The organism is Pseudomonas sp. URMO17WK12:I11, from assembly GCF_007677725.1.
GTDB lineage: Bacteria > Pseudomonadota > Gammaproteobacteria > Pseudomonadales > Pseudomonadaceae > Aquipseudomonas.
On sequence record NZ_VEDF01000005.1, the window covers coordinates 109,787 to 132,484 of the forward strand.

22 protein-coding genes are annotated in these 22,698 nt (G+C 63.7%); 9 read left to right on the forward strand and 13 right to left on the reverse strand.

From position 1 onward, the window contains the following. Positions 1-11 precede the first annotated feature (11 nt). From era to rpoE, 8 genes are all read right to left on the reverse strand, one after another. Positions 12-914, reverse strand: coding sequence for a GTPase Era (era, locus tag FS665_RS11565; RefSeq protein ID WP_145187931.1), 903 nt, complete (start codon positions 912-914; stop codon positions 12-14). Beyond that, a complete protein-coding gene (rnc, locus tag FS665_RS11570) occupies positions 907-1,596 on the reverse strand; it encodes a ribonuclease III (RefSeq protein WP_027917873.1) in 690 nt (229 codons plus the stop codon). Before rnc ends, era begins: the two co-directional genes overlap by 8 nt. 161 nt (positions 1,597-1,757) lie before the next feature. Beyond that, positions 1,758-2,612 (reverse strand): signal peptidase I, encoded by an 855-nt coding sequence (gene lepB, locus FS665_RS11575; protein WP_145187934.1) that lies wholly within the window; start codon positions 2,610-2,612, stop codon positions 1,758-1,760. Between the two features lie 5 nt (positions 2,613-2,617). Further along, on the reverse strand, positions 2,618-4,417 hold the full coding sequence (lepA, locus tag FS665_RS11580; RefSeq protein ID WP_145187937.1) for a translation elongation factor 4: 1,800 nt from the start codon (positions 4,415-4,417) through the stop codon (positions 2,618-2,620). 192 nt (positions 4,418-4,609) lie between these two features. Further along, positions 4,610-6,016 carry a DegQ family serine endoprotease gene (locus FS665_RS11585; RefSeq protein WP_371921264.1) on the reverse strand — a complete coding sequence of 469 codons (1,407 nt, stop codon included), beginning with the start codon at positions 6,014-6,016 and terminating at the stop codon, positions 4,610-4,612. A gap of 218 nt (positions 6,017-6,234) precedes the next feature. Continuing rightward, positions 6,235-7,209, reverse strand: a complete 975-nt coding sequence (locus tag FS665_RS11590) for a MucB/RseB C-terminal domain-containing protein (protein WP_145187943.1) — start codon at positions 7,207-7,209, stop codon at positions 6,235-6,237. Positions 7,210-7,221: 12 nt separating this feature from the next. Further along, entirely contained in the window at positions 7,222-7,812 is a 591-nt protein-coding gene (locus tag FS665_RS11595; RefSeq protein ID WP_145187946.1) for a sigma-E factor negative regulatory protein, read from the reverse strand. Between the two features lie 31 nt (positions 7,813-7,843). Beyond that, the gene (rpoE, locus tag FS665_RS11600; protein ID WP_003252049.1) at positions 7,844-8,425 is read right to left on the reverse strand and encodes an RNA polymerase sigma factor RpoE; all 582 of its coding nucleotides are present in this window, start codon (positions 8,423-8,425) and stop codon (positions 7,844-7,846) included. A gap of 433 nt (positions 8,426-8,858) precedes the next feature. Between rpoE and nadB the strand changes: the two genes are divergently transcribed. Then, the gene (gene nadB, locus FS665_RS11605; RefSeq protein WP_145187949.1) at positions 8,859-10,460 is read left to right on the forward strand and encodes an L-aspartate oxidase; all 1,602 of its coding nucleotides are present in this window, start codon (positions 8,859-8,861) and stop codon (positions 10,458-10,460) included. A gap of 15 nt (positions 10,461-10,475) precedes the next feature. On the opposite strand, the gene FS665_RS11610 is transcribed toward nadB, so the two are convergent. Both FS665_RS11610 and FS665_RS11615 read right to left on the reverse strand, forming a co-directional pair. After that, entirely contained in the window at positions 10,476-10,940 is a 465-nt protein-coding gene (locus FS665_RS11610; RefSeq protein ID WP_145187952.1) for a protein YgfX, read from the reverse strand. Continuing rightward, positions 10,924-11,178: a succinate dehydrogenase assembly factor 2 gene (locus tag FS665_RS11615; RefSeq protein ID WP_145187955.1), complete on the reverse strand. Its 255-nt coding sequence runs from the start codon at positions 11,176-11,178 to the stop codon at positions 10,924-10,926. Before FS665_RS11615 ends, FS665_RS11610 begins: the two co-directional genes overlap by 17 nt. Positions 11,179-11,311: 133 nt before the next feature. On the opposite strand from FS665_RS11615, the gene FS665_RS11620 reads away from it, so the two are divergent. Both FS665_RS11620 and FS665_RS11625 read left to right on the forward strand, forming a co-directional pair. After that, positions 11,312-12,253, forward strand: a complete 942-nt coding sequence (locus FS665_RS11620) for a folate-binding protein YgfZ (protein ID WP_145187958.1) — start codon at positions 11,312-11,314, stop codon at positions 12,251-12,253. A 31-nt stretch (positions 12,254-12,284) separates the two neighbouring features. Next, positions 12,285-13,091 (forward strand): HDOD domain-containing protein, encoded by an 807-nt coding sequence (locus tag FS665_RS11625; RefSeq protein ID WP_145187960.1) that lies wholly within the window; start codon positions 12,285-12,287, stop codon positions 13,089-13,091. A 33-nt stretch (positions 13,092-13,124) separates the two neighbouring features. Here the strand turns inward: FS665_RS11625 and FS665_RS11630 are convergent, their stop codons facing one another. Together FS665_RS11630 and FS665_RS11635 are read right to left on the reverse strand one after the other, a co-directional pair. Continuing rightward, positions 13,125-14,510, reverse strand: coding sequence for a sensor histidine kinase (locus FS665_RS11630; RefSeq protein WP_145187963.1), 1,386 nt, complete (start codon positions 14,508-14,510; stop codon positions 13,125-13,127). After that, positions 14,503-15,174, reverse strand: coding sequence for a response regulator (locus FS665_RS11635; RefSeq protein WP_145187966.1), 672 nt, complete (start codon positions 15,172-15,174; stop codon positions 14,503-14,505). Before FS665_RS11635 ends, FS665_RS11630 begins: the two co-directional genes overlap by 8 nt. Before the next feature lie 199 nt (positions 15,175-15,373). Here FS665_RS11635 and FS665_RS11640 point away from each other — a divergent pair, with 199 nt between their 5' ends. The 5 genes from FS665_RS11640 to FS665_RS11660 all read left to right on the forward strand — a co-directional run bounded on the left by FS665_RS11640 (position 15,374) and on the right by FS665_RS11660 (position 20,762). After that, complete coding sequence (locus FS665_RS11640) at positions 15,374-16,663, forward strand: OprD family porin (protein ID WP_145187969.1); 1,290 nt, start codon at positions 15,374-15,376, stop codon at positions 16,661-16,663. Between the two features lie 45 nt (positions 16,664-16,708). Then, a complete protein-coding gene (locus tag FS665_RS11645) occupies positions 16,709-17,689 on the forward strand; it encodes a tripartite tricarboxylate transporter substrate binding protein (protein ID WP_145187972.1) in 981 nt (326 codons plus the stop codon). A 66-nt stretch (positions 17,690-17,755) separates the two neighbouring features. Beyond that, positions 17,756-18,214, forward strand: coding sequence for a tripartite tricarboxylate transporter TctB family protein (locus tag FS665_RS11650; protein ID WP_145187975.1), 459 nt, complete (start codon positions 17,756-17,758; stop codon positions 18,212-18,214). Positions 18,215-18,217: 3 nt separating this feature from the next. Further along, entirely contained in the window at positions 18,218-19,732 is a 1,515-nt protein-coding gene (locus FS665_RS11655; RefSeq protein WP_145187978.1) for a tripartite tricarboxylate transporter permease, read from the forward strand. Further along, entirely contained in the window at positions 19,725-20,762 is a 1,038-nt protein-coding gene (locus FS665_RS11660) for an AbrB family transcriptional regulator (RefSeq protein ID WP_145187982.1), read from the forward strand. Before FS665_RS11655 ends, FS665_RS11660 begins: the two co-directional genes overlap by 8 nt. Before the next feature lie 7 nt (positions 20,763-20,769). Here FS665_RS11660 and ung read toward each other — a convergent pair whose 3' ends face one another. Then, a complete protein-coding gene (ung, locus tag FS665_RS11665; protein WP_145187985.1) occupies positions 20,770-21,462 on the reverse strand; it encodes a uracil-DNA glycosylase in 693 nt (230 codons plus the stop codon). Between the two features lie 126 nt (positions 21,463-21,588). On the opposite strand from ung, the gene FS665_RS11670 reads away from it, so the two are divergent. Then, positions 21,589-22,695: an enoyl-CoA hydratase/isomerase family protein gene (locus FS665_RS11670; RefSeq protein ID WP_145187988.1), complete on the forward strand. Its 1,107-nt coding sequence runs from the start codon at positions 21,589-21,591 to the stop codon at positions 22,693-22,695. The last annotated feature ends 3 nt before the right edge of the window (positions 22,696-22,698 follow it).

Below are 22,698 nucleotides of genomic sequence, written 5' to 3' on the forward strand. Positions count from 1 at the left end.
CGGTGCCGGGATTACAGGTCGCCGTAGCCCAGCGAGCGCAAGGCACGTTCATCGTCGGACCAGCCGCCCTTGACCTTGACCCAGAGGTTGAGCATGACCTTGGAGTCGAACAGCACTTCCATGTCCTTGCGCGCTTCGGAGCCGATGCGCTTGATGCGCTCGCCCTTGTCGCCAATGATGATCTTCTTCTGGCCGTCACGCTCGACCAGGATCAGCGCGTGAATGTGCAGCACATGGCCCTGCTGCTTGAACTCTTCGATTTCCACGGTGATCTGGTACGGCAGCTCGGCTCCGAGCTGGCGCATGATCTTCTCGCGCACCAACTCAGCGGCCAGGAAGCGGCTGCTGCGGTCGGTGATCTGATCTTCCGGGAAGAAGTGCTCGTTCTGCGGCAGGTGCTTGGCGATCTGTGCTTCCAGGGCTTCCAGGTTGTGACCCTGTTGCGCGGAGATCGGCATCACTTCGGCGTTTGGCAGCTGTTGCTGCAGCCATTGCAGGTGCGGAATCAGCTCGGCCTTCTCTTCCATGCGGTCGGTCTTGTTGACGGCGATGATCAACGGACCGGTGACGTACTGCACGCGTTCGAGCACCAGTTGGTCTTCGTCGGTCCACTTGGTGCGATCGACCACGAAGATCACCACATCGACATCCTTCAAGGCGGCCGAGGCGTTACGATTCATGTAGCGGTTCAGCGCTTTGTCGTTGGCCTTGTGCATACCCGGCGTGTCGACGTAGATCGCTTGCACGTCACCCTCGGTCTTGATCCCGAGCATGTTGTGGCGTGTGGTCTGCGGCTTGCGCGAAGTGATCGCCAGCTTCTGTCCGAGGATGTGGTTGAGCAAGGTCGACTTGCCCACGTTGGGGCGGCCGACGATGGCCACGTAACCGCAGCGGGTCGGATTGTTGTCAGTCATTGCCATTCTCCACGCCCAGGGCGATCAATGCCGCGGCGGCGGCGACTTGTTCGGCGATACGCCGGCTTACGCCCTGCCCACGGCTTTTGTTGTTCAGCAGTACCACTTCGCATTCGACGAAGAACGTGCGGCAGTGCGGTTCGCCCTGGATGTCGACCACCTCGTAGCGCGGCAGCTCGCAGCTGCGCGATTGCAGAAATTCCTGCAGGCGGGTCTTGGGGTCTTTGTTGGTGTCGACCAGGGTCAGGCCTTCGAACTCATCGGTGAGCCAGGCCAGCACGCGCTCGCGCGCGGTCTGCATGTCGGCATCGAGGTAGATCGCGCCGATCAGCGCTTCCAGCGCGTCGGCCAGGATCGACTCGCGGCGAAAGCCGCCGCTCTTGAGCTCGCCGGAGCCCAGGCGCAGGTAGTCGCCCAGGTCGAAGCCTCGCGCCAGGCGGGCCAGCGTCTCGCCTTTGACCAGGCGTGCGCGCAGGCGCGACAGTTGCCCTTCGCGGGCCTGGGGGAAGCGCTCGAACAGCGCTTCGCCAGCGACGAAATTGAGAATGGCATCACCGAGAAACTCCAGGCGCTCGTTATTGCGCCCGGCATAGCTGCGGTGAGTCAGGGCCAGCAGCATTTGCTCCTGGTTCTTGAAGGTGTAGCCGAGCTTGCGCTCGAGACGGGCAAGGGAAGCACTCATGCAGCCACCCGTGGGTTGTTAAACGCGTTGTTCAAATCAACATCCTGAAAGACTGTTGGGCTGTGGTTCGTCGCGCCGAGCGGCGAATCTCTCGTTCCTTGAAAACACAGCCTATGTCAGAAATGCATTCGGCGCTGTCTTCAGGACAGCGCCGATGGGTATCAATGGATCAGGCCGACCCGCGACAGGTTGGGCAGGTGACTGAGCTTGGGCTCTGGCCAGCTCATCCACACCGCAAAGGCCTTGCCGACGATGTTGCGGTCCGGGACCATGCCGTGCAGCGCCTTGGGGATATTCGGATCGTCCCAGTAGCGGCTGTCGTTGGAGTTGTCGCGGTTGTCGCCCATCATGAAGTAATGGCCTGCCGGGACGGTCCATTGCTGGTCCGGCGGCATGCGATAGCGGGTCATTTCCTTGCGAATCAAGTGCTCGGCAGCGCCGAGTTTTTCCTTGTACAGCTCAGCGCTGCCCAGGGTGCCCGGCTCGGTACCGACCAACTGCTCGGCAATCGGCTGACCGTTGACGAACAGCCGCTTGTCGCTGGTGTAGCTGATCGTGTCGCCCGGCAGGCCGACGACGCGCTTGATGTAATTGACGTTCGGGTCGCTGGGGTAGCGGAACACCATCACATCGCCGCGCTGCGGGTCACCGACTTCGATCACTTTCTTGTCGATCACCGGCAGGCGAATGCCATAGGAGAACTTATTGACCAGAATGAAATCGCCGACTTCCAGGGTTGGTTTCATCGACCCTGACGGGATCTGGAACGGCTCGACCAGAAACGAGCGCAGCACCAGCACGATGAACAACACCGGGAAGAACGACTTGCCATATTCGACCAGCAGCGGCTCCTTGTTCAGGCGCTCGACCACAGCCATTTCTGGCTGAGTGACGCTGCCCTGGTAAGTGGCGACCGCTGCCCGCCGGCGCGGAGCCAGGAACAACAGGTCGATCAAGCCCAGCAGACCGCAGACGAAAACGGCGATGACTAGCAACAGCGGGAAATTTAGCGACATAGGACCTAGCTATCCAACCTGAGCACGGCGAGGAAGGCTTCCTGTGGAATTTCCACGTTACCGACCTGTTTCATGCGTTTCTTACCGGCCTTCTGCTTCTCCAGCAGCTTCTTCTTACGGCTGACGTCACCGCCGTAGCACTTGGCCAGTACGTTCTTTCTGAGCGCCTTGACGGTTGTCCGCGCGATGATCTGGCCACCGATGGCTGCCTGGATCGCCACATCGAACATCTGCCGAGGGATCAGCTCCTTCATCTTCTCGGTCAACGCACGGCCTTTGTAGGCCGCGTTGTCGCGGTGCACGATCAATGCCAGGGCATCGACCTTGTCGCCGTTGATCAACACGTCCAGCTTGACCAGGTTGGCCGACTGGTAACGATCGAAATGGTAGTCCAGCGAAGCATAGCCACGACTGGTGGACTTCAGACGGTCGAAGAAGTCCAGCACCACTTCGTTCATCGGCATGTCATAGCGCACCTGCACCTGGCTGCCGAGGAACTGCATGTCACGCTGCACGCCACGTTTCTCGATGCACAGGATGATGACGTTGCCCAGGTGCTCTTGAGGCACAAGGATGGTCGCCGTCACGATCGGTTCGCGGAAATCGGCTACCGCCGACACATCCGGAAGCTTCGACGGGTTGTCGACCACGATGGTTTCACCGGTCTTGAGCTCAAGCTCGTAAATCACGCTTGGCGCGGTGGTGATCAGGTCCAGGTCGTACTCGCGCTCCAGGCGCTCCTGGATGATCTCCATGTGCAACATGCCGAGGAAGCCGCAGCGGAAGCCGAAGCCCAGTGCATCGGAGCTTTCTGGCATGTATTGCAGCGACGAATCGTTGAGGGTCAGCTTTTGCAAGGCGTCGCGGAAGTCTTCGAAATCATCGGAGCTGACCGGGAACAGGCCCGCGTAGACCTGCGGCTGGATTTTCTTGAAGCCAGGCAGCACCTCGACCTCAGGGGTCGTCGACAGGGTCAGGGTGTCACCCACCGGTGCGCCGTGAATGTCCTTGATGCTGGCAATGATGAAGCCCACTTCACCGGCCTTGAGATCGGCGGTCTGGGTGTGCTTGGGAGTGAACACGCCTACGCTGTCGACCAGGTGCAGCTTGCCGGTGGACTTGACCAGGATCTTGTCGCCCTTCTTGACGCGACCGTGGCGCACGCGCACCAGCGACACAACCCCCAGGTAGTTGTCGAACCAGGAGTCGATGATCAGCGCCTGCAGCGGCGCGTCGATATCGCCCTGGGGCGCAGGAATGCTGTGCACCAGGCGCTCGAGGACCTCGTCGACGCCCATGCCGCTCTTGGCACTGCACGCCACAGCGTCGGTCGCGTCGATGCCGATGATCTTCTCGATCTCGTCCTTGACGCGGTCCGGGTCGGCCTGGGGCAGGTCCATCTTGTTGAGCACCGGCATCACTTCCAGGCCCTGCTCGATGGCGGTATAGCAGTTGGCCACGGACTGGGCTTCGACGCCCTGGCCAGCATCGACCACCAGCAAGGCGCCTTCGCAGGCCGCCAGCGAACGCGAGACTTCATAGGTGAAGTCGACGTGGCCAGGGGTGTCGATGAAGTTCAGCTGGTAGACCTTGCCGTCCTGCGCCTTGTAGTTGAGCGTGACGCTGTGGGCCTTGATGGTGATACCGCGTTCGCGCTCCAGGTCCATGGAGTCCAGTACCTGGGCTTCCATTTCGCGCGCTGTGAGGCCACCGCACATCTGGATGAAACGGTCGGCCAGCGTCGACTTGCCATGGTCGATGTGGGCGATGATGGAGAAATTGCGGATATGACTCAAATCACTCACGGGTCAACACTCGAAAAGGCTGCGAGCCGGGACGCCCGCCGAAAAATAGCCGGGAATTGTACCTGATGCTGCCCGGATATGGGAGATTCCTCTATCGGACTTAATGTTTCCCAGCAGCCGCGGCGGTGCTGAAGAACTGCCGCAGCCAGCAAAAAGGGCAGCCGAAGCTGCCCTTTTCCTGTGATCGCGCGGTTATTCGGCGAGCTTGAAGGTGATGAAGCTGGCACGGCCCTGACGCAGTACCCGCATCGACACCGAGCGGTTCTTCGGCAGATCCTTGGCGATTTCGGTGAACTGCTTGGCCGAAACCACCGCCTGGTTGTTGAGGTGGCTGATGACGTCACCTGGACGCAGGCCGATCATTGCCGCCGGACCATCCTGCACTTCCTTGATCAACACGCCGCCCTTGAGTTCGAGGGTTTTCTTCTGCTCGGCGGTCAGGTCCGAAACGGCTACCCCCAGGCGGTTGCTGTTGCGCTCGGCGCTGCCTTCAGGGCCGGTGCCGCTGGCGATGTCGGCATCGTCGTCAGGCATCGGGCCAACGGCCACGTCGAGGGTCTGGCGTTTGCCGTTGCGAATGATCTCGAGCTTGGCCTTCTGGCCGTCCTTCAAGCTACCGACCAAGTGCGGCAGGTCGGCCGACATGACGATGGGCTGGCCATTCATGCTCAGGATCACATCGCCCACCTGCAGCCCGCCTTTGGCTGCCGGGCCATTTTCCAGCACCTGCGCGACCAGGGCACCCGCCGGCTTGTCCAGGCCGAACGACTCAGCCAGGTCCTTGTTGACCTCCTGAATCACCACACCCAGCCAACCGCGGCTGACCTTGCCGTCTTTCTTCAGCTGATTGGAGACGTCCAGCGCGACGTCGATGGGAATCGCGAACGACAGCCCCATGAAACCGCCGGAGCGGGTGAAGATCTGCGAGTTGATGCCTACCACTTCACCCTGCATGTTGAACAGCGGGCCACCGGAGTTACCCGGGTTGATCGCCACGTCGGTCTGGATGAACGGCACATAGGTGTCGTTAGGCAGGGTGCGCCCCTTGGCACTGACGATACCCTTGGTCACCGAGTGGTCGAAGCCGAACGGCGAACCGATGGCCAGCACCCATTCGCCGACCTTGAGTTTTTCCGAGTCGCCGAGCTTGACGGTTGGCAGGTTCTTGCCGTCGACCTTGAGCAAGGCGACGTCGGTGCGCGGATCGGTGCCGATCAGCTTGGCTTGCAGCTCGCTGCGGTCGGACAGGCGAACGATGATTTCATCGGCATCGGCCACCACGTGGTTGTTGGTCAGCACGTAGCCATCGCTGGAGATGATGAAGCCCGAGCCCAGCGACATCGCCTCGCGCTGGCGATCCCCGCGTGGCGAGCGTGGCTGTTGCGGCAGGTTGCGTTCGAAGAACTCGCGGAACATCGGCGGCAGGCCTTCGAGGTCAGGCATCTGCCCGGCAGCGATGCGGCGCTCGGGCAGCTTCTGCTTGGTGCTGATGTTGACCACCGCAGGCGAAGCCTGCTCGACCAGCGTGGTGAAGTCCGGCAGGGCTTCCTCGGCCTGGGCCGTGAGCACCTGGCCAAGCATGAGCACGGCGGCGAACATCGATAGGTAGGATTTCAAGCGTGGTATTGACATACGGCTCCCGTCACAACGAGCGGTAGTTAGAAATGGCCCCGCAAAACGCAGGAAAGGCCAGGCTCCCAGAAGCCTGACCTATAGAAAATTTGCCGGAAGAATGCAAATGACAATGCTTTAATTTCATTTCAGACGCATGTCCGTCCGCCTGACCGCAGCCTGCTCAAGCCCGAAAAAACGCGCCATCACTGGCGCGCCTGGGCATCCTGCGGGCGCATCGACAGCGCGACCCGTTCTGCCGTGCCCAGCGGAATCTCGCCGACCACAGTGACCATGACCTTGCCTTTGGGCGTGTTCAAACGCCGCGACACAGCCGAGGTCGGGCCTAGTTGAGTGCGCACGTCAGCACCGCCCTCGTCCTTGATCGGCTCCAGGAACACCGAAAAACGCGCCAGACCGTCGTCATACATCAAGCTGCTGATGCTGCTATCGCGCTGCGCGTCGCGCCGTACACTGCTGGTCACCAGCTCGAAGCCGGACGGCAACCAATCGGAACGCCAACCGGCAACGGTCTCTTTGGAGGCAGTGGCACTGGGTTCGACCGCCTGGCAGGTAGCACTGGCCTGCAGATCCTGATCGGTGGGCACGTGGTCGGTGTCCAGCCGGGTCATCTGGAAGCGCTCGAGCAACTGCCCTTTGTCATTGAGCATCAAGGAGCGCAACGGCAAGCCGGTACGGCGATCCAGGTGCAGCTCGAAGCCGTAGCGATGCTGGTCGCGCGGCGTCAAGGTAAGGATGACCGCATCGCGCCCAGCGATCCGCGACTTGCCGGCCACGCTCAAGTCGTACCAGCTCATCAGTTTCAGTGGATCGAGTGAACGCTGCGCAGCCTCAGGCGCAGTGGCGAACGTGCTTGCGCTGCTGGCCAAGCCGCCACTTACACACTGCACCTTGCCGTTGATGCGCACGATCTCCTGGGCGGTATCATCGAGCTGCAAAAGCCGCTCGCTGACCTTGCCACCCTGGACGCGGTGCCAGATATCGTGGGAAGAAAAGCTGCCGTTACGTTCGTAGACGAAGGAGCCTTGGTAACTCTGTTTTTGCTCGGCCTGTGCCAGCTTGTTCAGCCACTCATTCGCCTCAGGCGATGAGTTGGCCGCCAACGCTGGCACCGTCATGCAGCTGCCTATCAGCAGCGACAGGAGAGGTAGCGCGCGCATGAGCCTCCTTACTTAGCGGTTTTCCAGGCTGGCAGCGCGAGCGTACGGCAGTGCGGTTTCAGTGCCCTTGAGGGCCGATTCCTGGGCGTGCTGGCGCAGGTAGCCTGGCAGGCGCTGATCCCAGCCAGCCTGGTTCTGCAGGACGCCATTGGCCATCGGGCCGGTGGCCTGATCGCTGCTTTCGCTGTAGCCAGCCAAGACCGCAGGGCCCTGGGTCTGAGGCATGCTCAGGCCTTGCTGTACCGGTTGCTGGGCGGCGAGCTCGGCACCGGTGATCTCGTCCTGGTTGTACATGCGCACACCGGCCAGCACGGCCACGGTGACCGAAGCGGCAACCGCCAGGCGACCGAGGGTGCGCCATGGGCCTTGCTTGGCCTTGGCAGGTACGGCTTCGTCAGCCAGCGCCGCGGATACCGCCGAGGCGATGTCCAGCTGGGGCAGCAACAATTCCTTGTGCATCGCTGCGCGGGCTACCTGGTAACGCGACCAGGTGGCACGGGTTTCGGAGTCGTCGACGGCGTTCAACACCCGACGCAATTCCAGTTGGTCCGCTTCGTTATCCATTACCGCGGACAGCGATTCCTGCAAAGCTTCACGACTCATGGCGGTTCCTCTCTTGGCTGTAGCCGCTGTCTCAGGTTTCCTGCAGCAGGGGCTGCAGGGCTTTATCTATGGCCTCCCGAGCGCGGAAGATTCGAGAGCGCACGGTACCCACCGGACATTGCATGACACTGGCAATGTCTTCGTAACTCAGCCCGTCGAATTCACGCAGGGTCAACGCCGTGCGCAGGTCTTCGGGTAGCTGCTGGATGGTGCGATGGACAGTGCCTTCGATTTCATCCCGCAACAACGAGCGCTCTGGGGACTCGAGATCCTTGAGACCATGATCGCCGTCGTAAAACTCCGCATCCTCGGAGCTCACATCGCTGTCTGGTGGCCGTCTTCCACGGGATACCAGATAGTTCTTCGCCGTGTTGATGGCGATGCGGTACAGCCAGGTATAAAACGCGCTGTCTCCGCGGAAATTGCCAAGCGCTCGGTAGGCCTTGATAAAGGCTTCCTGCGCCACATCCTGGGCCTCGTGGGTGTCGTGAACGAACCTCACGATCAACCCGAGAATCTTGTGCTGATACTTCAGCACCAACAGATCGAAAGCTCGCCTGTCGCCGCGCTGCACGCGCTCGACCAGCTGCTGATCCTCTTCCTGGGTTAGCATGAACACTCCTCGGTGAACTCGAAGGAGCGTTGCAGCCATCGTTCAGGCTTGCAACCATAGACTCGGGCTTTGCGCAAAAGTTCTCCCCTCCAAGCAAGTTTCCTGCGGCCCTTGGTCGGCTCGCACGAAAGACGCGGCGCGGTCACGGCTCGCTACGTCGATAATCAGGTTTCGAATACGCAGGTGTCAGCCCAGATAGAGCTGCCGCCCTGCGTCGCCGCGGCAATAGTGTGGCGTGCGGGCAGCCTTCATAGGATTTCCCGCCGTGTCGGAAAGTTCCCACAAAGATTGACTCAGCGCTCCCAGTGGCATGGAAATGGGCCACTGCAGGCTGCTATAAAGGCAGCCCGGCCAGCCTTCACGATAGTTTCACATTGCCATCTGCGCGTGACTATTGTGCCGTGCCCTTTCCAAAGATTACTAGTGTCCCGACATGAGCCAACAATTCCAACACGATGTCCTGGTGATCGGCAGCGGCGCAGCCGGTCTCAGCCTGGCACTGAACCTCCCCGGCCACCTGCGCATCGCCGTCCTGAGCAAAGGCGATCTGGCCAATGGCTCGACCTTCTGGGCCCAGGGCGGCGTCGCTGCCGTGCTGGACGATACCGACACGGTGCAGTCGCACGTCGAGGACACGCTCAATGCCGGCGGCGGCCTGTGCGACGAAGCGGCGGTGCGCTTCACCGTCGAACATAGCCGTGAAGCCATCGAATGGCTGATCGAGCAGGGCGTACCCTTCACTCGTGACGAACACCACGGCGTCGATGACGGCGGCTTCGAGTTTCACCTGACCCGCGAAGGCGGGCACAGCCACCGGCGCATCATTCACGCCGCCGACGCCACCGGCGCGGCGATTTTCACCACGTTGCTCGAACAAGCGCGCAAGCGGACCAACATCGAGCTGCTGGAGCAGCGCGTGGCGGTCGACCTGATTACCGAGCGGCGCCTGGGCCTGTCCGGTGAGCGCTGCCTCGGCGCCTACGTCCTGGACCGCAGCAGTGGCGAGGTCGATACCTTCGGCGCGCGCTTCACGGTGCTGGCCACCGGCGGCGCGGCCAAGGTCTATCTCTACACCAGCAACCCAGACGGCGCCTGTGGCGACGGCATCGCCATGGCCTGGCGCGCAGGCTGCCGGGTGGCCAACCTGGAGTTCAACCAGTTCCACCCAACCTGCCTGTATCATCCCCAGGCCAAGAGCTTCCTGATCACCGAGGCCTTGCGCGGCGAGGGCGCACTGCTGCGCCTGCCCAACGGCGAGCGCTTCATGCCGCGCTTCGATCCGCGCGAAGAACTGGCCCCACGGGATATCGTCGCCCGCGCCATCGACCATGAAATGAAGCGCCTGGGCGTGGACTGCGTCTATCTGGACATCACCCACAAGCCGGCTGAATTCATCACCTCGCACTTCCCGACGGTCTATGAGCGCTGCCTGGCCTTCGGCATCGACATTACCCGCCAGCCCATCCCGGTGGTACCGGCCGCCCACTACACGTGCGGCGGGGTGATGGTCGATGACCGCGGTCACACCGACGTGCCGGGCCTGTACGCCATCGGCGAGACCAGCTTCACCGGTCTGCACGGGGCCAACCGCATGGCCAGCAATTCGCTGCTCGAGTGCTTCGTCTACGGCCGCTCCGCTGCAGCGGACATCCAGGCCCATCTGGCCCAGGTCGCGATGCCCCAAGCCCTGCCCTGCTGGGACGCAAGCCAGGTGACCGATTCGGACGAGGACGTGATCATCGCCCACAATTGGGACGAACTGCGGCGCTTCATGTGGGACTATGTGGGTATCGTGCGCACCAGCAAGCGCCTGCAGCGGGCCGAGCATCGGGTGCGCCTGTTGCTCGACGAGATCGACGAGTTCTATAGCAACTACAAGGTAAGCCGCGACCTGATCGAGTTACGCAACCTGGCCCAGGTCGCCGAATTGATGATCCGCTCGGCCATGCAGCGCAAGGAAAGTCGCGGGCTGCATTACACCTTGGACTACCCGCAGTTGCTGCCCGAGGCCAAGGACACCATTCTCAGCCCGTAGTGAATCCAAGCCGTTTCAGCCAGCTGCCGCCGGGGTGCTGGCAAAGCGGCGCCGACCGAACCGCAGCCGCACCCGCAGGCGCCGGTGCTGCTCGATGTGCATGGCGTCTGCCGGTATGCACTGGCTTTCACTCAGCCAGCGCCCTGCCCTGACGAACCGCAGCACCACCAGCTGCGGCACCACCACGCTGTCGGTGCACAAGCGTACCGGCTGCCAGCCGTGGGCCTGACTGAACACGTGCCAGCCGCGTGCGTCGCGACGCAAGCCAGTCACCGCGCCAGGGTGAGTCAGCAGGATCCGTCGAGGAATGGCCCAGCAGGCGTGGACCACCAGCGCAGCAGCGATGCCGACGGCGAGCCAGGCGGGCAGCGCACTCAGCGCGAGGACCGGCAGGGCCAGTAGAAGGCCTGCCAGATAGGCCGCCAGCAACAGGCGCGAGCCTTGCCAGCGGCACTGGAAGCATTCACTTGGGCTGGACACGGTCCAGGATGATGCGAACCATGCGCTGCAGCTCCGGGTCCTGCGACTCGGTGCGTTCCATGAACCAGCCGAACATGTCCTGATCCTCGCAGCTCAACAGGCGCACGTAGAGTTCGCGGTCGGCTTCGCTCAAGGTCGGGTAGACCTCCTGGGTGAATGGCACCAGCAGCACGTCCAGTTCCAGCATGCCGCGACGGCTGTGCCAGAACAGCCGGTTGAGTTCAGTTTGTTCGACCATGGGGCCCTCCTCGAATGGTCGCGCAGTATACCGCGCGCTGAACGAAGCGGCACAGGGCGTTGGTCTAGTCACCTACCTATTTTGTTACTGGCGTTCTATGATGGCCGCCAGTCTTTAGCCACCGCGATGACCCATGGCCGATTCCGCTTTCTTCAGCCCCCTGTCCCACGAGGGCGTCCTCGCCGTCCGCGGCTCCGATGCCGGCAAGTTCCTGCAGGGCCAGCTGACCTGCAATATCAACTACCTGAGCCTCGAGCACGCAAGCCTAGGCGCCCGCTGCATGGTCAAGGGCCGCATGCAATCGAGCTTCCGTATCCTGCCCGAGGGCAACGGCTACCTGCTGGCCATGGCCAGCGAGCTGCTCGAGGCGCAACTGGCCGACCTGAAAAAGTACGCCGTGTTCTCCAAGGCCACGCTCACCGACGAGAGCGCTGCCTGGGTCCGCTTCGGCTTGCACGACGGCGCCGCTGCGCTGCAGGCGCTGGGCCTGGTGCTGGCAGCGGAGGCTGGCAGCACCGCGCGCCACGATGGCTTGATCGCGATTGCGGTCAGCGCGGGTCGCAGCGAACTCTGGGTGCCGGTGGACCGCGCCGAGAGCGTTCGCCAGGCACTGGCGAGCAAGCTGGCTGAAGGCAGCCTCGACGATTGGCTGCTGGGGCAGATTCGCGCCGGCATCGGCCAGGTCACCGGGCCGACGCGCGAGCTGTTCATTCCGCAGATGATCAACTTGCAGGCCGTCGATGGCGTGAGCTTCAAGAAAGGCTGCTACACCGGCCAGGAAATCGTCGCGCGCATGCAATACCTGGGCAAGCTCAAGCGTCGCCAGTATCGCCTGGCGCTCGACCAGCAAGCACCGCCCGCGCCAGGCACGGCGATCTTCTCGCCGACCCACGGGTCGTCGGTCGGCGAGGTGGTGATCGCCGCGCATGCCGAGCGCGGCTGTGAGCTGCTGGCGGTGCTCAGCGCCGAGGCGGTCGAGGATGACAACCTGCACCTGGCAAGCCTCGAAGGCCCTCGCCTGGCGCTGTTGAGCCTGCCCTACGAGCTGGACCGCGACCGCGAGATCCAGCGCTGATCAGTGCACCACCCTTGCCGTAGAGACGTTCATGAACAAGCTGGCCGAGATGGTTCAAGCGCAATTGCTCGCTGCCATCGAAAAGGATGACCTGGTCCTGCCCACCCTGCCGGAAGTGGCCCTCAGCATTCGCGAAGCGGCAGAGGACAGCGAGATCAGCGTGGCGGCCTTGAGCAAGGTGATCGGCCGCGATGCCGCGCTTTCGGCGCGGCTGATCAAGGTGGTCAATAGCCCGCTGCTGCGCGCTGCGGTTGAGGTCACCGACCTGCACACGGCGATCACCCGTCTCGGCATCAACTACAGCTGCAACCTGGCCATCGGCCTGGTGATCGAACAGATCTTCCATGCCCGCTCGCCAGCGGTCGAACAGAAACTGCGCGATATCTGGTCCAACAGCCTGGAAGTTGCGGGCATCAGTTATGAGCTGTGTCGACGCTTCACGCCACTCAAGGCCGATCAGGCGACCTTGGGTGGGCTGGTCAATCAGATCGGCGCCTTGCCGGTGCTGATCTATGCCGAAGAACACAACGAGTTGCTCTCCGACCCCGTCTGCCTGCACTACGTGATCGAACAGATTCAGCCTGTGCTGGGTGACAAGATTCTCTCGGCATGGGAGTTTCCCGAGCAACTGGTCAACCTGCCCAGCCAGGTTCAGGACCTGGACCGGCGTACCGACAAAGTCGACTACATCGACGTGGTGCAGATCGCCCGATGCCTGAGCCAGCGCGGGCGCAGCAGGCCTTTGGCAGCGCTGCCGGCCTACCGTCACCTGGGCCTGCCCTACGGCACCGAACTGGATGTCGCCGAGCTGCTCGAAGCACGCAGCATGCTGCGCTGATAGCGCTGTTGGCGCTGGGCGCCGGCAGCGGATTCAGGCGCCATCTGCAATGAAACTCACGCGGACTTTCAGACCGCCTTTCGCGCCATCATGCAGGCTGATCTGCGCCAGGTGCGCGCGGCAGATTTCACCGACGATCGCCAAGCCCAGGCCGCTGCCCTGCACACTGCGCCGGTAGAAGCGTTCGAAGACTTTCTCGCGTTCCTCGAAGGGAATCCCCGGGCCGTCGTCTTCGACCTCCAGCACCGCCGGCGCCAGTACCCGCAAGATCACGTTGCCACCGGCCGGCGTATGCGCCAGTGCGTTGTCCACCAGGTTGCTCAGCAACTCGTTGAGCAAGGTCGGCTCGCCCTTGAGCCACACCGGTGCATCTGCCTCCAGGGCCAGGGCCACGCCTCGGTTGTGCGCCAGGGGCGCCATGGCCATGCCCAGCTCACGCGCCAGCTGGCTCAGGTCCAGACGCTGGGCGCCGCCTTCGGCGATGGCCCGAGCACCGTTCTCGACCCGTGCAAGCGACAGCAACTGGTTGGCCAGGTGAGTCAGGCGATCGGTGCCTTGCACGGCCGATGCCAGGGTCTGGCGCCATTCTTCAGGTTGCGTCGAGCGCAGGCCCAGTTCGACCCGAGCCTTCAGGGCGGCCAGGGGTGTGCGCAGTTCGTGGGCAGCCTCGGCGATGAATTGCGCTTGGCGTTCGAACTGTGCGCGCAAGCGTTCGGTGAAGTGGTTGAGGGCATGCACCAGCGGGCGCAGCTCGCGTTGCACCTGCACCACCGGCAGCGGCCGCAGGTCGTCCGGCTGGCGCTCCTCCACCGCCGTGCGCAGGCGCTCCAGCGGGCGCAGCGCAGCACTGACGGCGAACCACACCATCACCAACGCGCCAAGCGCCAGCATGCCCAGACGCAACAGGGTATCGGCCATCAGCCCGCGCGCCATGCGCACGCGCGCCTCTTCGGTTTCGGCCACACGAATCTCGGCCATGCCGTTCATGTTCGGCTCGCTGACCGCTTTGAGCAGGCTGACCACGCGCACGTCCTGGCCCAGGTAGGTGGCGTCGTAGAAGCGTGCGAGCGCCGGATAATCATCGGTGCGCGGCGTGCCTGGCGGTGGCGGCGGCAGCCGCTCGTAGCCGGAAATCAGCCGCTGCTCGATGTCCAGCACCTGGTAGTAGATGCGCCCGGCGCTGTCGTAGGCGAAGGTATCCAGGGCCACGTAAGGTACGTCGGCGCTGAGCGTACCGTCGCGCTGTGACAGGCCGGCGGCGATGGTTCGCGCCGAGGCCAGCAGGGTGCGGTCGTAGGCGGTATCGGCCGCCTCGCGGCCGTTCCAGTACGCGCTCAGGCCGCTGGCCAGCATCAGCACCACCAGCAACAGGGCCAGGTTGCCGACCAGCCGCGCGCGCAGGCTGCCGGTGTCACGCATCACGGTGCTCGAGCAGATACCCCAGGCCGCGGAAGGTCACGATGGCCACCGATTGGCCGTCGAGCTTCTTGCGCAGCCGATGAATATAGATCTCGATGGCATCGGCGCTGGCCTCCTCATCCAGGCCGAACACCTGGGCCGCCAGCTGCTCCTTGCTCATCACCCGGCCAGGCCGGGCGATCAGCGCTTCAAGTACGCTCTGTTCGCGCGAGGTCAGGGTCAGGGTGTCTTCCCCCAGATTGAAACGCCGGGTGTCCAGGTCGTAGACCAGCGGGCCGCAGCGCTGCTGCCGCTCGCCGCCGAGCACGCTGCGGCGCAGCAGGGCCTTGACCCGCGCCTCGAGCTCGGCCAGCTCGAAGGGCTTGGCCAGGTAGTCGTCGGCCCCCAGGTTGAGCCCATGGACGCGGTCCTTGACATCGCTGCGCGCGGTGAGCATCAGCACCGGCAAGGTCTTGCCACGACCGCGCAAGCGCGCCAGCACTTCGAAGCCGTCCATGCGCGGCAGGCCCACATCGAGCACGGCGACGGCATAGTCCTCGCTGGCCAGGGCCAAGTCGGCGGCCACGCCGTCATGCAGCACATCCACGTTCAGGCCATGGCTCTTGAGGGCCTGAGCCACGCTTTCAGCCAGTTGCAGATGGTCTTCCACCAGCAGCACACGCATCGGATTCTCCCAGCTCGGAGGGGGCAGTGGCGCGGAGTGTACCGCTGCCGTCAAGTCTGTGAAGCCCCTTGTAACAAACCTTTCACGCTGAAAGGTTAGCGAAAGGTTGGTTGCCTAGCATCGCACCACGGTCGCTCCACGCGCCGCCATAAGCACCAACAAGGTGCAACGAATAAGAACAAGAAATGGAGTCATCCCGATGCTGTCAGCGCAGCTTCAGGCGTTCGCGCCTCGTCCTTCCCCATTCGCACGTCCATCGGCCATCGCCTGCGCCCTCGCAGCCGCCGGCACCGCCCCGTTGAGCCAGGCTGCCTTCCTCGACGACAGCACGGCCACCTTCGAAACCCGCAACATGTATTTCAATCGCGACTTTCGCGACGGCACCAGCGCGCAGCAGTCCAAGCGCGACGAATGGGCCCAGGGCTTCATGCTCAACTTCGAGTCAGGCTACACCGACGGCACCGTGGGCTTCGGCCTCGATGCGCTGGGCATGCTCGGCATCAAGCTCGACTCCAGCCCCGACCGCACCGGCAGCGGCCTGCTGCCAACCCACGACGACGGCCGCGCCGCCGATGAATACTCGAAACTCGGCCTGACCGGCAAGGTCAAGGTGTCCAAGACCGAGCTGAAGATCGGCAGCCTCATCCCCGAACTGCCGACCTTGCAGCCCAACGACGGGCGCATCCTGCCGCAGACCTTCCAAGGCGGCTTGCTGACCTCCAAGGAGATCAAGGGCCTGACCTTCACCGGCGGGCGCCTGGACAAAGCCAAGGACCGCAACGACACCAACTGGGAAGACCTGACGCTGAACAACAAGAACGGCCGCTTCGGTGGCACCTTCAGCGCCGATCACCTTGCCTTGGCAGGCCTCGACTACCAGTTCAGCGACCGTATCACCGGCAGCTATCACTTCGCCCAGCTCGACGATATCTACCGCCAGCACTTCATCGGCCTGCTCGCCACCCAGCCTTGGGGCCCAGGCGCCTTCGGCGCCGATGTGCGCCTGGCGGTTAGCGACGAGGCCGGCGCCGCCAAGGCCGGACGCATCGACAACACCTCGTTCAACACCCTGCTCAGCTACAGCCTCGGCGGGCACAAGGTCAGCGCCGCCTGGCAGCAGTTGTCCGGTGACAGCGCCTTCCCCTATATCGACGGCGCTGACCCGTACCTGGTCAACTTCGTGCAGATCAACGACTTCGCCGGCGCCGAAGAGCGCTCCTGGCAAGCCCGCTACGACTACAACTTCGCCGCCTTGGGCATCCCCGGCCTGACCTTCATGACCCGCTACATCAGCGGCGACAACGTCAGCCGCGCCGCCGGTGGCGAGGGCAAGGAATGGGAACGCAACACCGAACTCAAGTACGTGGTACAAACCGGCCCGTTGAAAAACGTCGCCGTGCGCCTGCGCAACGCCACCTTCCGCTCGAACTTCGCTCGCGATGCCGACGAAGTGCGGGTCCTGGTCAGCTACAGCGTCGCGCTGTGGTAAGCCAACTGCGCTCACTCATAACAACAACGCTCACGGAGACTTTCAATGACCTTCTCACTGCGCCGCCTCGCCCTCGCCACCGGTTGCCTGCTGCTGGCAGGCAATGCCCTGGCGGCTGAACCGAAACGCCCTGAATGCATCGCTCCGGCCTCGCCAGGGGGCGGTTTCGACCTGACCTGCAAGCTGGTGCAAAGCGCCCTGGTGCAGGAAAAGATCCTCAGCAAGCCCATGCGCGTGACTTACATGCCAGGGGGTGTCGGTGCCGTGGCCTACAACGCCGTGGTGGCCCAGCGCCCTGCCGATGCCGGAACCCTGGTGGCCTGGTCCAGCGGCTCGCTGCTGAACCTGGCGCAAGGCAAGTTCGGCCGTTTCGATGAAAACGCGGTGAAGTGGCTGGCCGCCGTTGGCACCAGCTACGGCGCCATCGCGGTGAAGAGCGATTCCCCTTACAAAACCCTCGACGACCTGGTCGCCGCCCTGAAGAAAGACCCTGGCAGCGTGGTAATCGGTTCCGGCGGCACCGTTGGCAGCCAGGACTGGATGCAGACCGCGCTGATCGCCAAGGCCGCTGGCATCAACCCGCGCGACCTGCGTTACGTGGCCCTGGAAGGCGGCGGCGAGATCGCCACGGCGCTGATGGGTGGGCACATTCAGGTTGGCTCGACCGACATCTCCGACTCCATGCCACACATTCAGAGCGGCAACATGCGCATCCTTGCGGTGTTCGCGGAAAACCGCCTGCCGGAACCTGAGATGAAAGACATCCCCACCGCCAAGGAGCAGGGCTACGACATCGTTTGGCCGGTCGTGCGCGGCTTCTACCTGGGGCCGAAGGTCAGCGAAGAAGACTACGCCTGGTGGAAAGAGTCGTTCGACAAGATGCTGGCCTCCGACGACTTCGCCAAGCTGCGCGATCAGCGCGAGCTGTTCCCGTTCGCCATGACCGGTGCCGAGCTGGACGGCTACGTCAAGAAACAGGTCGCTGACTACAAGACCTTGGCCAAGGAATTCGGCCTGATCCAGTAAGCCACCCACGCGGTCCGCTCGTGCTGGGAGGTCCGCGTCTCGCCGACGAACAACGAGGATTTCTTGATGATCCTGCAACGCATCTTCGCCCTGGTGCTCCTGGCAGTGTGCGCGATCCTGGCCGTCATGGCCTGGCCCTATCAGGCCGCGTTTTCCTACGAACCGGTAGGCCCGCGCGCCTACCCCTTGCTGATGCTCGGCCTGATGAGCCTGGGCCTGTTGTACCTGGCCATCCGTCCGACGCCGATCGTGCGCAAGGACGACGAGCCAGAGCTCGACCGTGCCACGCTGATCAAGATCGCCGCCTGCGTCGGCCTGTTGCTGGTCTTTGCCGCCACCTTCGAAAGCCTGGGTTTCATCCTCAGCGCCGTTCTGGTCGGTATTCCCATGGCCCGGCTATACGGCGGCCGCTGGCTGCACAGCGCCATCGTGGTGGTGGGCATGAGCGTGTTCCTCTACTGGTTGTTCGACCGCGTCATGGACGTACCCCTGCCCCTCGGCCTGCTGAGCGTATTGGAGAACTGACACATGGATACCTTGAGCTACCTGGGCCAGGGCTTCGGCGTCGCCCTGTCCCCCTACAACCTGGTCACCGCCCTGTCGGGCACCTTGATCGGCACCGTGGTCGGCCTGTTGCCGGGCCTGGGCCCGATCAACGGCGTGGCCCTGCTGATCCCGATTGCCTTCGCCCTCGGCTTGCCGCCTGAATCGGCGCTGATCCTGCTGGCTGCGGTGTACCTGGGCTGCGAGTACGGCGGGCGGATCAGCTCGATTTTGCTGAACATCCCCGGCGAAGCCTCGACCGTGATGACCACCCTCGACGGCTACCCGATGGCGCGCCAGGGCCTGGCCGGTGTGGCCTTGTCGCTGTCGGCCTGGAGCTCGTTCATCGGCGCGCTCATCGCCACCTGCGGCATGGTGCTGTTCGCCCCGCTGCTGGCGAAATGGGCGATCGCTTTCGGGCCGGCCGAGTATTTCGTGCTGATGGTGTTCGCCATTGTCGCCCTCGGCGGCATGGCCGGTGACAAGCCGTTGAAGACCTTCATCGCCGCGCTGATCGGTCTGTTCCTCTCGGCGGTCGGCATCGATGCCAACAGCGGTGTGTACCGCTTCACCGGTGACAGCGTGCACATGGCCGACGGCATTCAGTTCGTGGTGCTGGTGCTGGGCCTGTTCTCGGTCAGCGAAATACTGCTGCTGCTGGAAAAGACCCACCACGGCCACCAGGCGGTGAAAGCCACCGGGCGCATGTTGTTCAACTTCAAGGAAGCGGCCTCGGTATTCGTGGTCAACATCCGTTGCGGCCTGCTCGGCTTCATCATGGGCGTGCTGCCTGGTGCCGGTGCCACCCTGGCCAGCGCCGTGGCCTACATGACCGAGAAACGCCTGGCCGGTGACAGCGGCAAGTTCGGCAAGGGCGACGCCCGTGGCCTGGCCGCCCCGGAAACCGCCATCGGCGCCTCCTGCTGCGGCGCGCTGGTGCCCATGCTGACCCTCGGCGTCCCAGGTTCAGGTACCACGGCAGTCATGATCGGCGCCTTGACCCTGTACAACATCACCCCAGGCCCACTGCTGTTCGAACAGCAGCCGGACATCGTCTGGGGCCTGATCGCCTCGTTGTTCATCGCCAACATCATGCTGGTGATCCTCAACATCCCGATGATCCGCATCTTCACCCGCATCCTGGCCGTGCCGAACTGGGCGCTGGTGCCGGTGATCGCCATCATCACCGCGATCGGGGTGTACGCCGTGCACGCCACCACCTTCGACCTGTTCCTGATGGTTGGCATCGGCATCATGGGCTACATCCTGCGCAAGCTGGACTTCCCGCTGTCGCCGATCCTGCTCGGGTTCATCCTCGGTGGCCTGATGGAGCAGAACCTGCGCCGCGCGCTGTCGATCTCCAACGGCGAACTGGGCATTCTCTGGTCGAGCCCGATCAGCTTGTCGGTGTGGGGCGTGACCCTGTGCATGCTGGCCCTGCCGCTGCTGCGGATCTGGCGCAAGCGCAGTGCACAGCGCCGGGCCATGGCCGATGCCTGATCGGCACCTGCCGCTGTTCGTCGCGACCGGGCTGGTCGGCTTGGCTGGGGGTTATGCCGCCAGCCAGGTCGGCTGGCCGCTGCCGTGGATGGTCGGTGCGTTGCTGGCGATCATCCTGGTGCGCTGCCTGACCCCCTGGCAGCTGCCGGAAATTCCCAATGGCCGCAAATGCGGGCAATGCATCATCGGTATCGGTATCGGCCTGCACTTCACCCCTGCGGTGATCGAGCAGGTGGCCGAGCATTTCGCGCTGATTTTCTTCGGCGCCCTGTTCACCACGCTGTCCAGCGTGATCGGTGTGTGGCTGTTGCGGCGTACCGGCGAGGACCGCGCCACGGCGTTCTTCGCCAGCATGCCTGGCGGCTCGGGTGAAATGGTCAACCTGGGCGCGCGCAATGGCGCGGTGCTCAGCCAGGTCGCGGCGGCGCAGAGCCTGCGCGTGCTGGCGGTAGTACTGTGCATCCCGGCACTGTTCAAGTTCCTCCTCGGTGACGGCGTGGCGCTCAACCATACCGGCAGCGTCAGCTGGAGCTGGCTGGCGCTGATCGTGCCGCTGGGGGTGGCAATGGGCGTGCTCTGGCAGCGTCTGCGCCAGCCCAACCCATGGCTGTTCGGGCCATTGCTGGTGGCGGCATCGGTGAGCCTGGCGGGCGACTTGCAGATTGCCATGCCCAACGGTGCCAGCCAGATCGGCCAATGGCTGATCGGCAGCGGCCTGGCCTGTCACTTCAACCGCGCCTTCTTTCGCCGCGCGCCGTCGTTTCTCGGCCGCACGCTGGTGGCCACCGCCCTGTGCATGGCGGTCGCCGGCAGTGCCGCCTGGGCGCTCAGTGCGATGACCGCGCTGGACTTGCGCTCACTGACCCTGGGCATGATGCCTGGCGGCATCGCCGAAATGAGCCTGACCGCGGAAACCTTGCAACTGTCGGTGCCGCTGGTAACGGCGCTGCAGGTCATGCGCTTGTTGTTCGTGCTGTTTCTGGCCGAGCCGTTGTTCCGGGTCTGGAACGCTCGTTCACCCAACCGGTGACGGCATTTCAGAGCGGTGGCAGCGCCCAGTTGATCGGGGCCAGGCCACGCTGCTCGAGAAAGCCGTTGGCCCGGCTGAAGTGGCCACAGCCGAGAAACCCGCGATAGGCCGACAACGGCGACGGGTGCACCGATTTCAGCACCAGGTGCTTGGTACCGTCGATCAGCTTCTGCTTGCTCTGCGCATGGGCACCCCATAGCAGGAAGACCACGTTGGAGCACTGTTCGCTGACCACCTCGATGATCCGATCGGTGAAGAACTCCCAGCCTTTCTTGGCATGCGAGGCGGCGTTGGCGCGCTCCACGGTCATGGTCGTGTTGAGCAGCAATACGCCCTGCTCTGCCCAGCTCTGCAGGTGGCCGTGGTTGGCGATGGGGATGTTCAGGTCGCGGTGCAGCTCTTTGTAGATGTTGACCAGCGACGGCGGGGTCGGCACGCCAGGCTGCACCGAAAAGCACAGGCCATGGGCCTGACCGGGGCCGTGGTAAGGGTCCTGGCCGAGGATCACCACCTTCACCTCGGGCAACGGCGTGGAATTGAGCGCGTTGAAGATCAGCGGGCCCGGCGGGTAGATCTGCTTGCCGGCCGCATGTTCCTGGCGCAGGAACTCGCGCAGCTGGTGCATGTAGGGCTTGTCGAACTCTTCACGCAGTGCAGCTTTCCAGCTCGGCTCGAGTTTGATGCGGTCGTCGTCAGTCATGGGGCCATCCGTAATCGATGGCGCGACACTAGGTAAGGCGCATGCCCTTGTCAATCGATCCGACCGGCGACGGGCATGTTCGCCCAGGCGAGCCATACTTGCCTGATCACGTTCGCGAGGTACGCCATGGCTGTTCACTGCGAAGTACAGGTCGGCGCTGCTGGCGCCGGCATCGGCATCGCAACCCTCGATGCGCCACAATCACTCAATGCCTTGAACCTCTCGATGATCGAAAGCCTTGGCGAGCAGTTGCATAGGTGGGCCAAAGACCCGAGCGTGGTCTGCGTTTTGCTGCGCGGCACTGGCGCCAAAGCCTTCTGCGCCGGAGGCGATGTGCACGCGCTGGCTCAGGCTTGCCGCGCCGAACCTGGCAGTGTGCCGGCCCTGGCGGCGAGTTTCTTCGCCGCCGAGTACCGCCTCGACTATCTGCTGCACACCTACCCCAAGCCACTGCTGTGCTGGGGCCACGGGCATGTGCTGGGCGGCGGCATGGGCTTGCTGCAGGGCGCTGGCATTCGCATCGTTACACCGAGCAGCCGCCTGGCGATGCCGGAAATCAGCATCGGTCTGTACCCGGACGTGGGCGCCAGCTGGTTCCTTGCGCGGCTGCCGGGCAAGCTGGGTCTGTTCCTCGGCCTGACCGGGGCGCCGATCAACGCCCGGGACGCCTTGGACCTGGGCCTGGCCGACCGTTTTCTGGGCGAGGAGCAACAGCCGGCGCTGCTCGACGAACTGCTGCAAATCAATTGGCAAGAGCAGACCGCACTGCAGCTCAACAGTTTGCTCAAGGCCGAGCAGCACAGCGCGTGGCAGCAGTTACCCGAAGGGCAATGGCTCAGCCGCCGCGCGCTGATCGACGAAGTGCTCGATGTCGCTGATGCAGCCGCTGCCTGGCGCGCCGTGACAGCCCTGAGAAAACATGCCGACCCGCTGCTGGCTGCGGCCGGGCAACGCCTGCAGGAAGGCTGCCCGCTGACCGCACACCTGGTGTGGGAACAGCTCCGCCGAGCCCGGCACTTGTCGCTGGGGCAGGTCCTGCAGCTGGAATACACCATCAGCCTCAATTGCTGCCGGCATCCGGAATTCAGCGAAGGCGTGCGTGCACGCCTGATCGACAAGGACAACCAGCCGCGCTGGCATTGGCCGGATATCAGTCACGTACCCGCGGCAGTGGTCGAGGCGCATTTCGCCACGCTCTGGCACGGGCCACACCCGCTTGCCGACCTGAGCTGATGG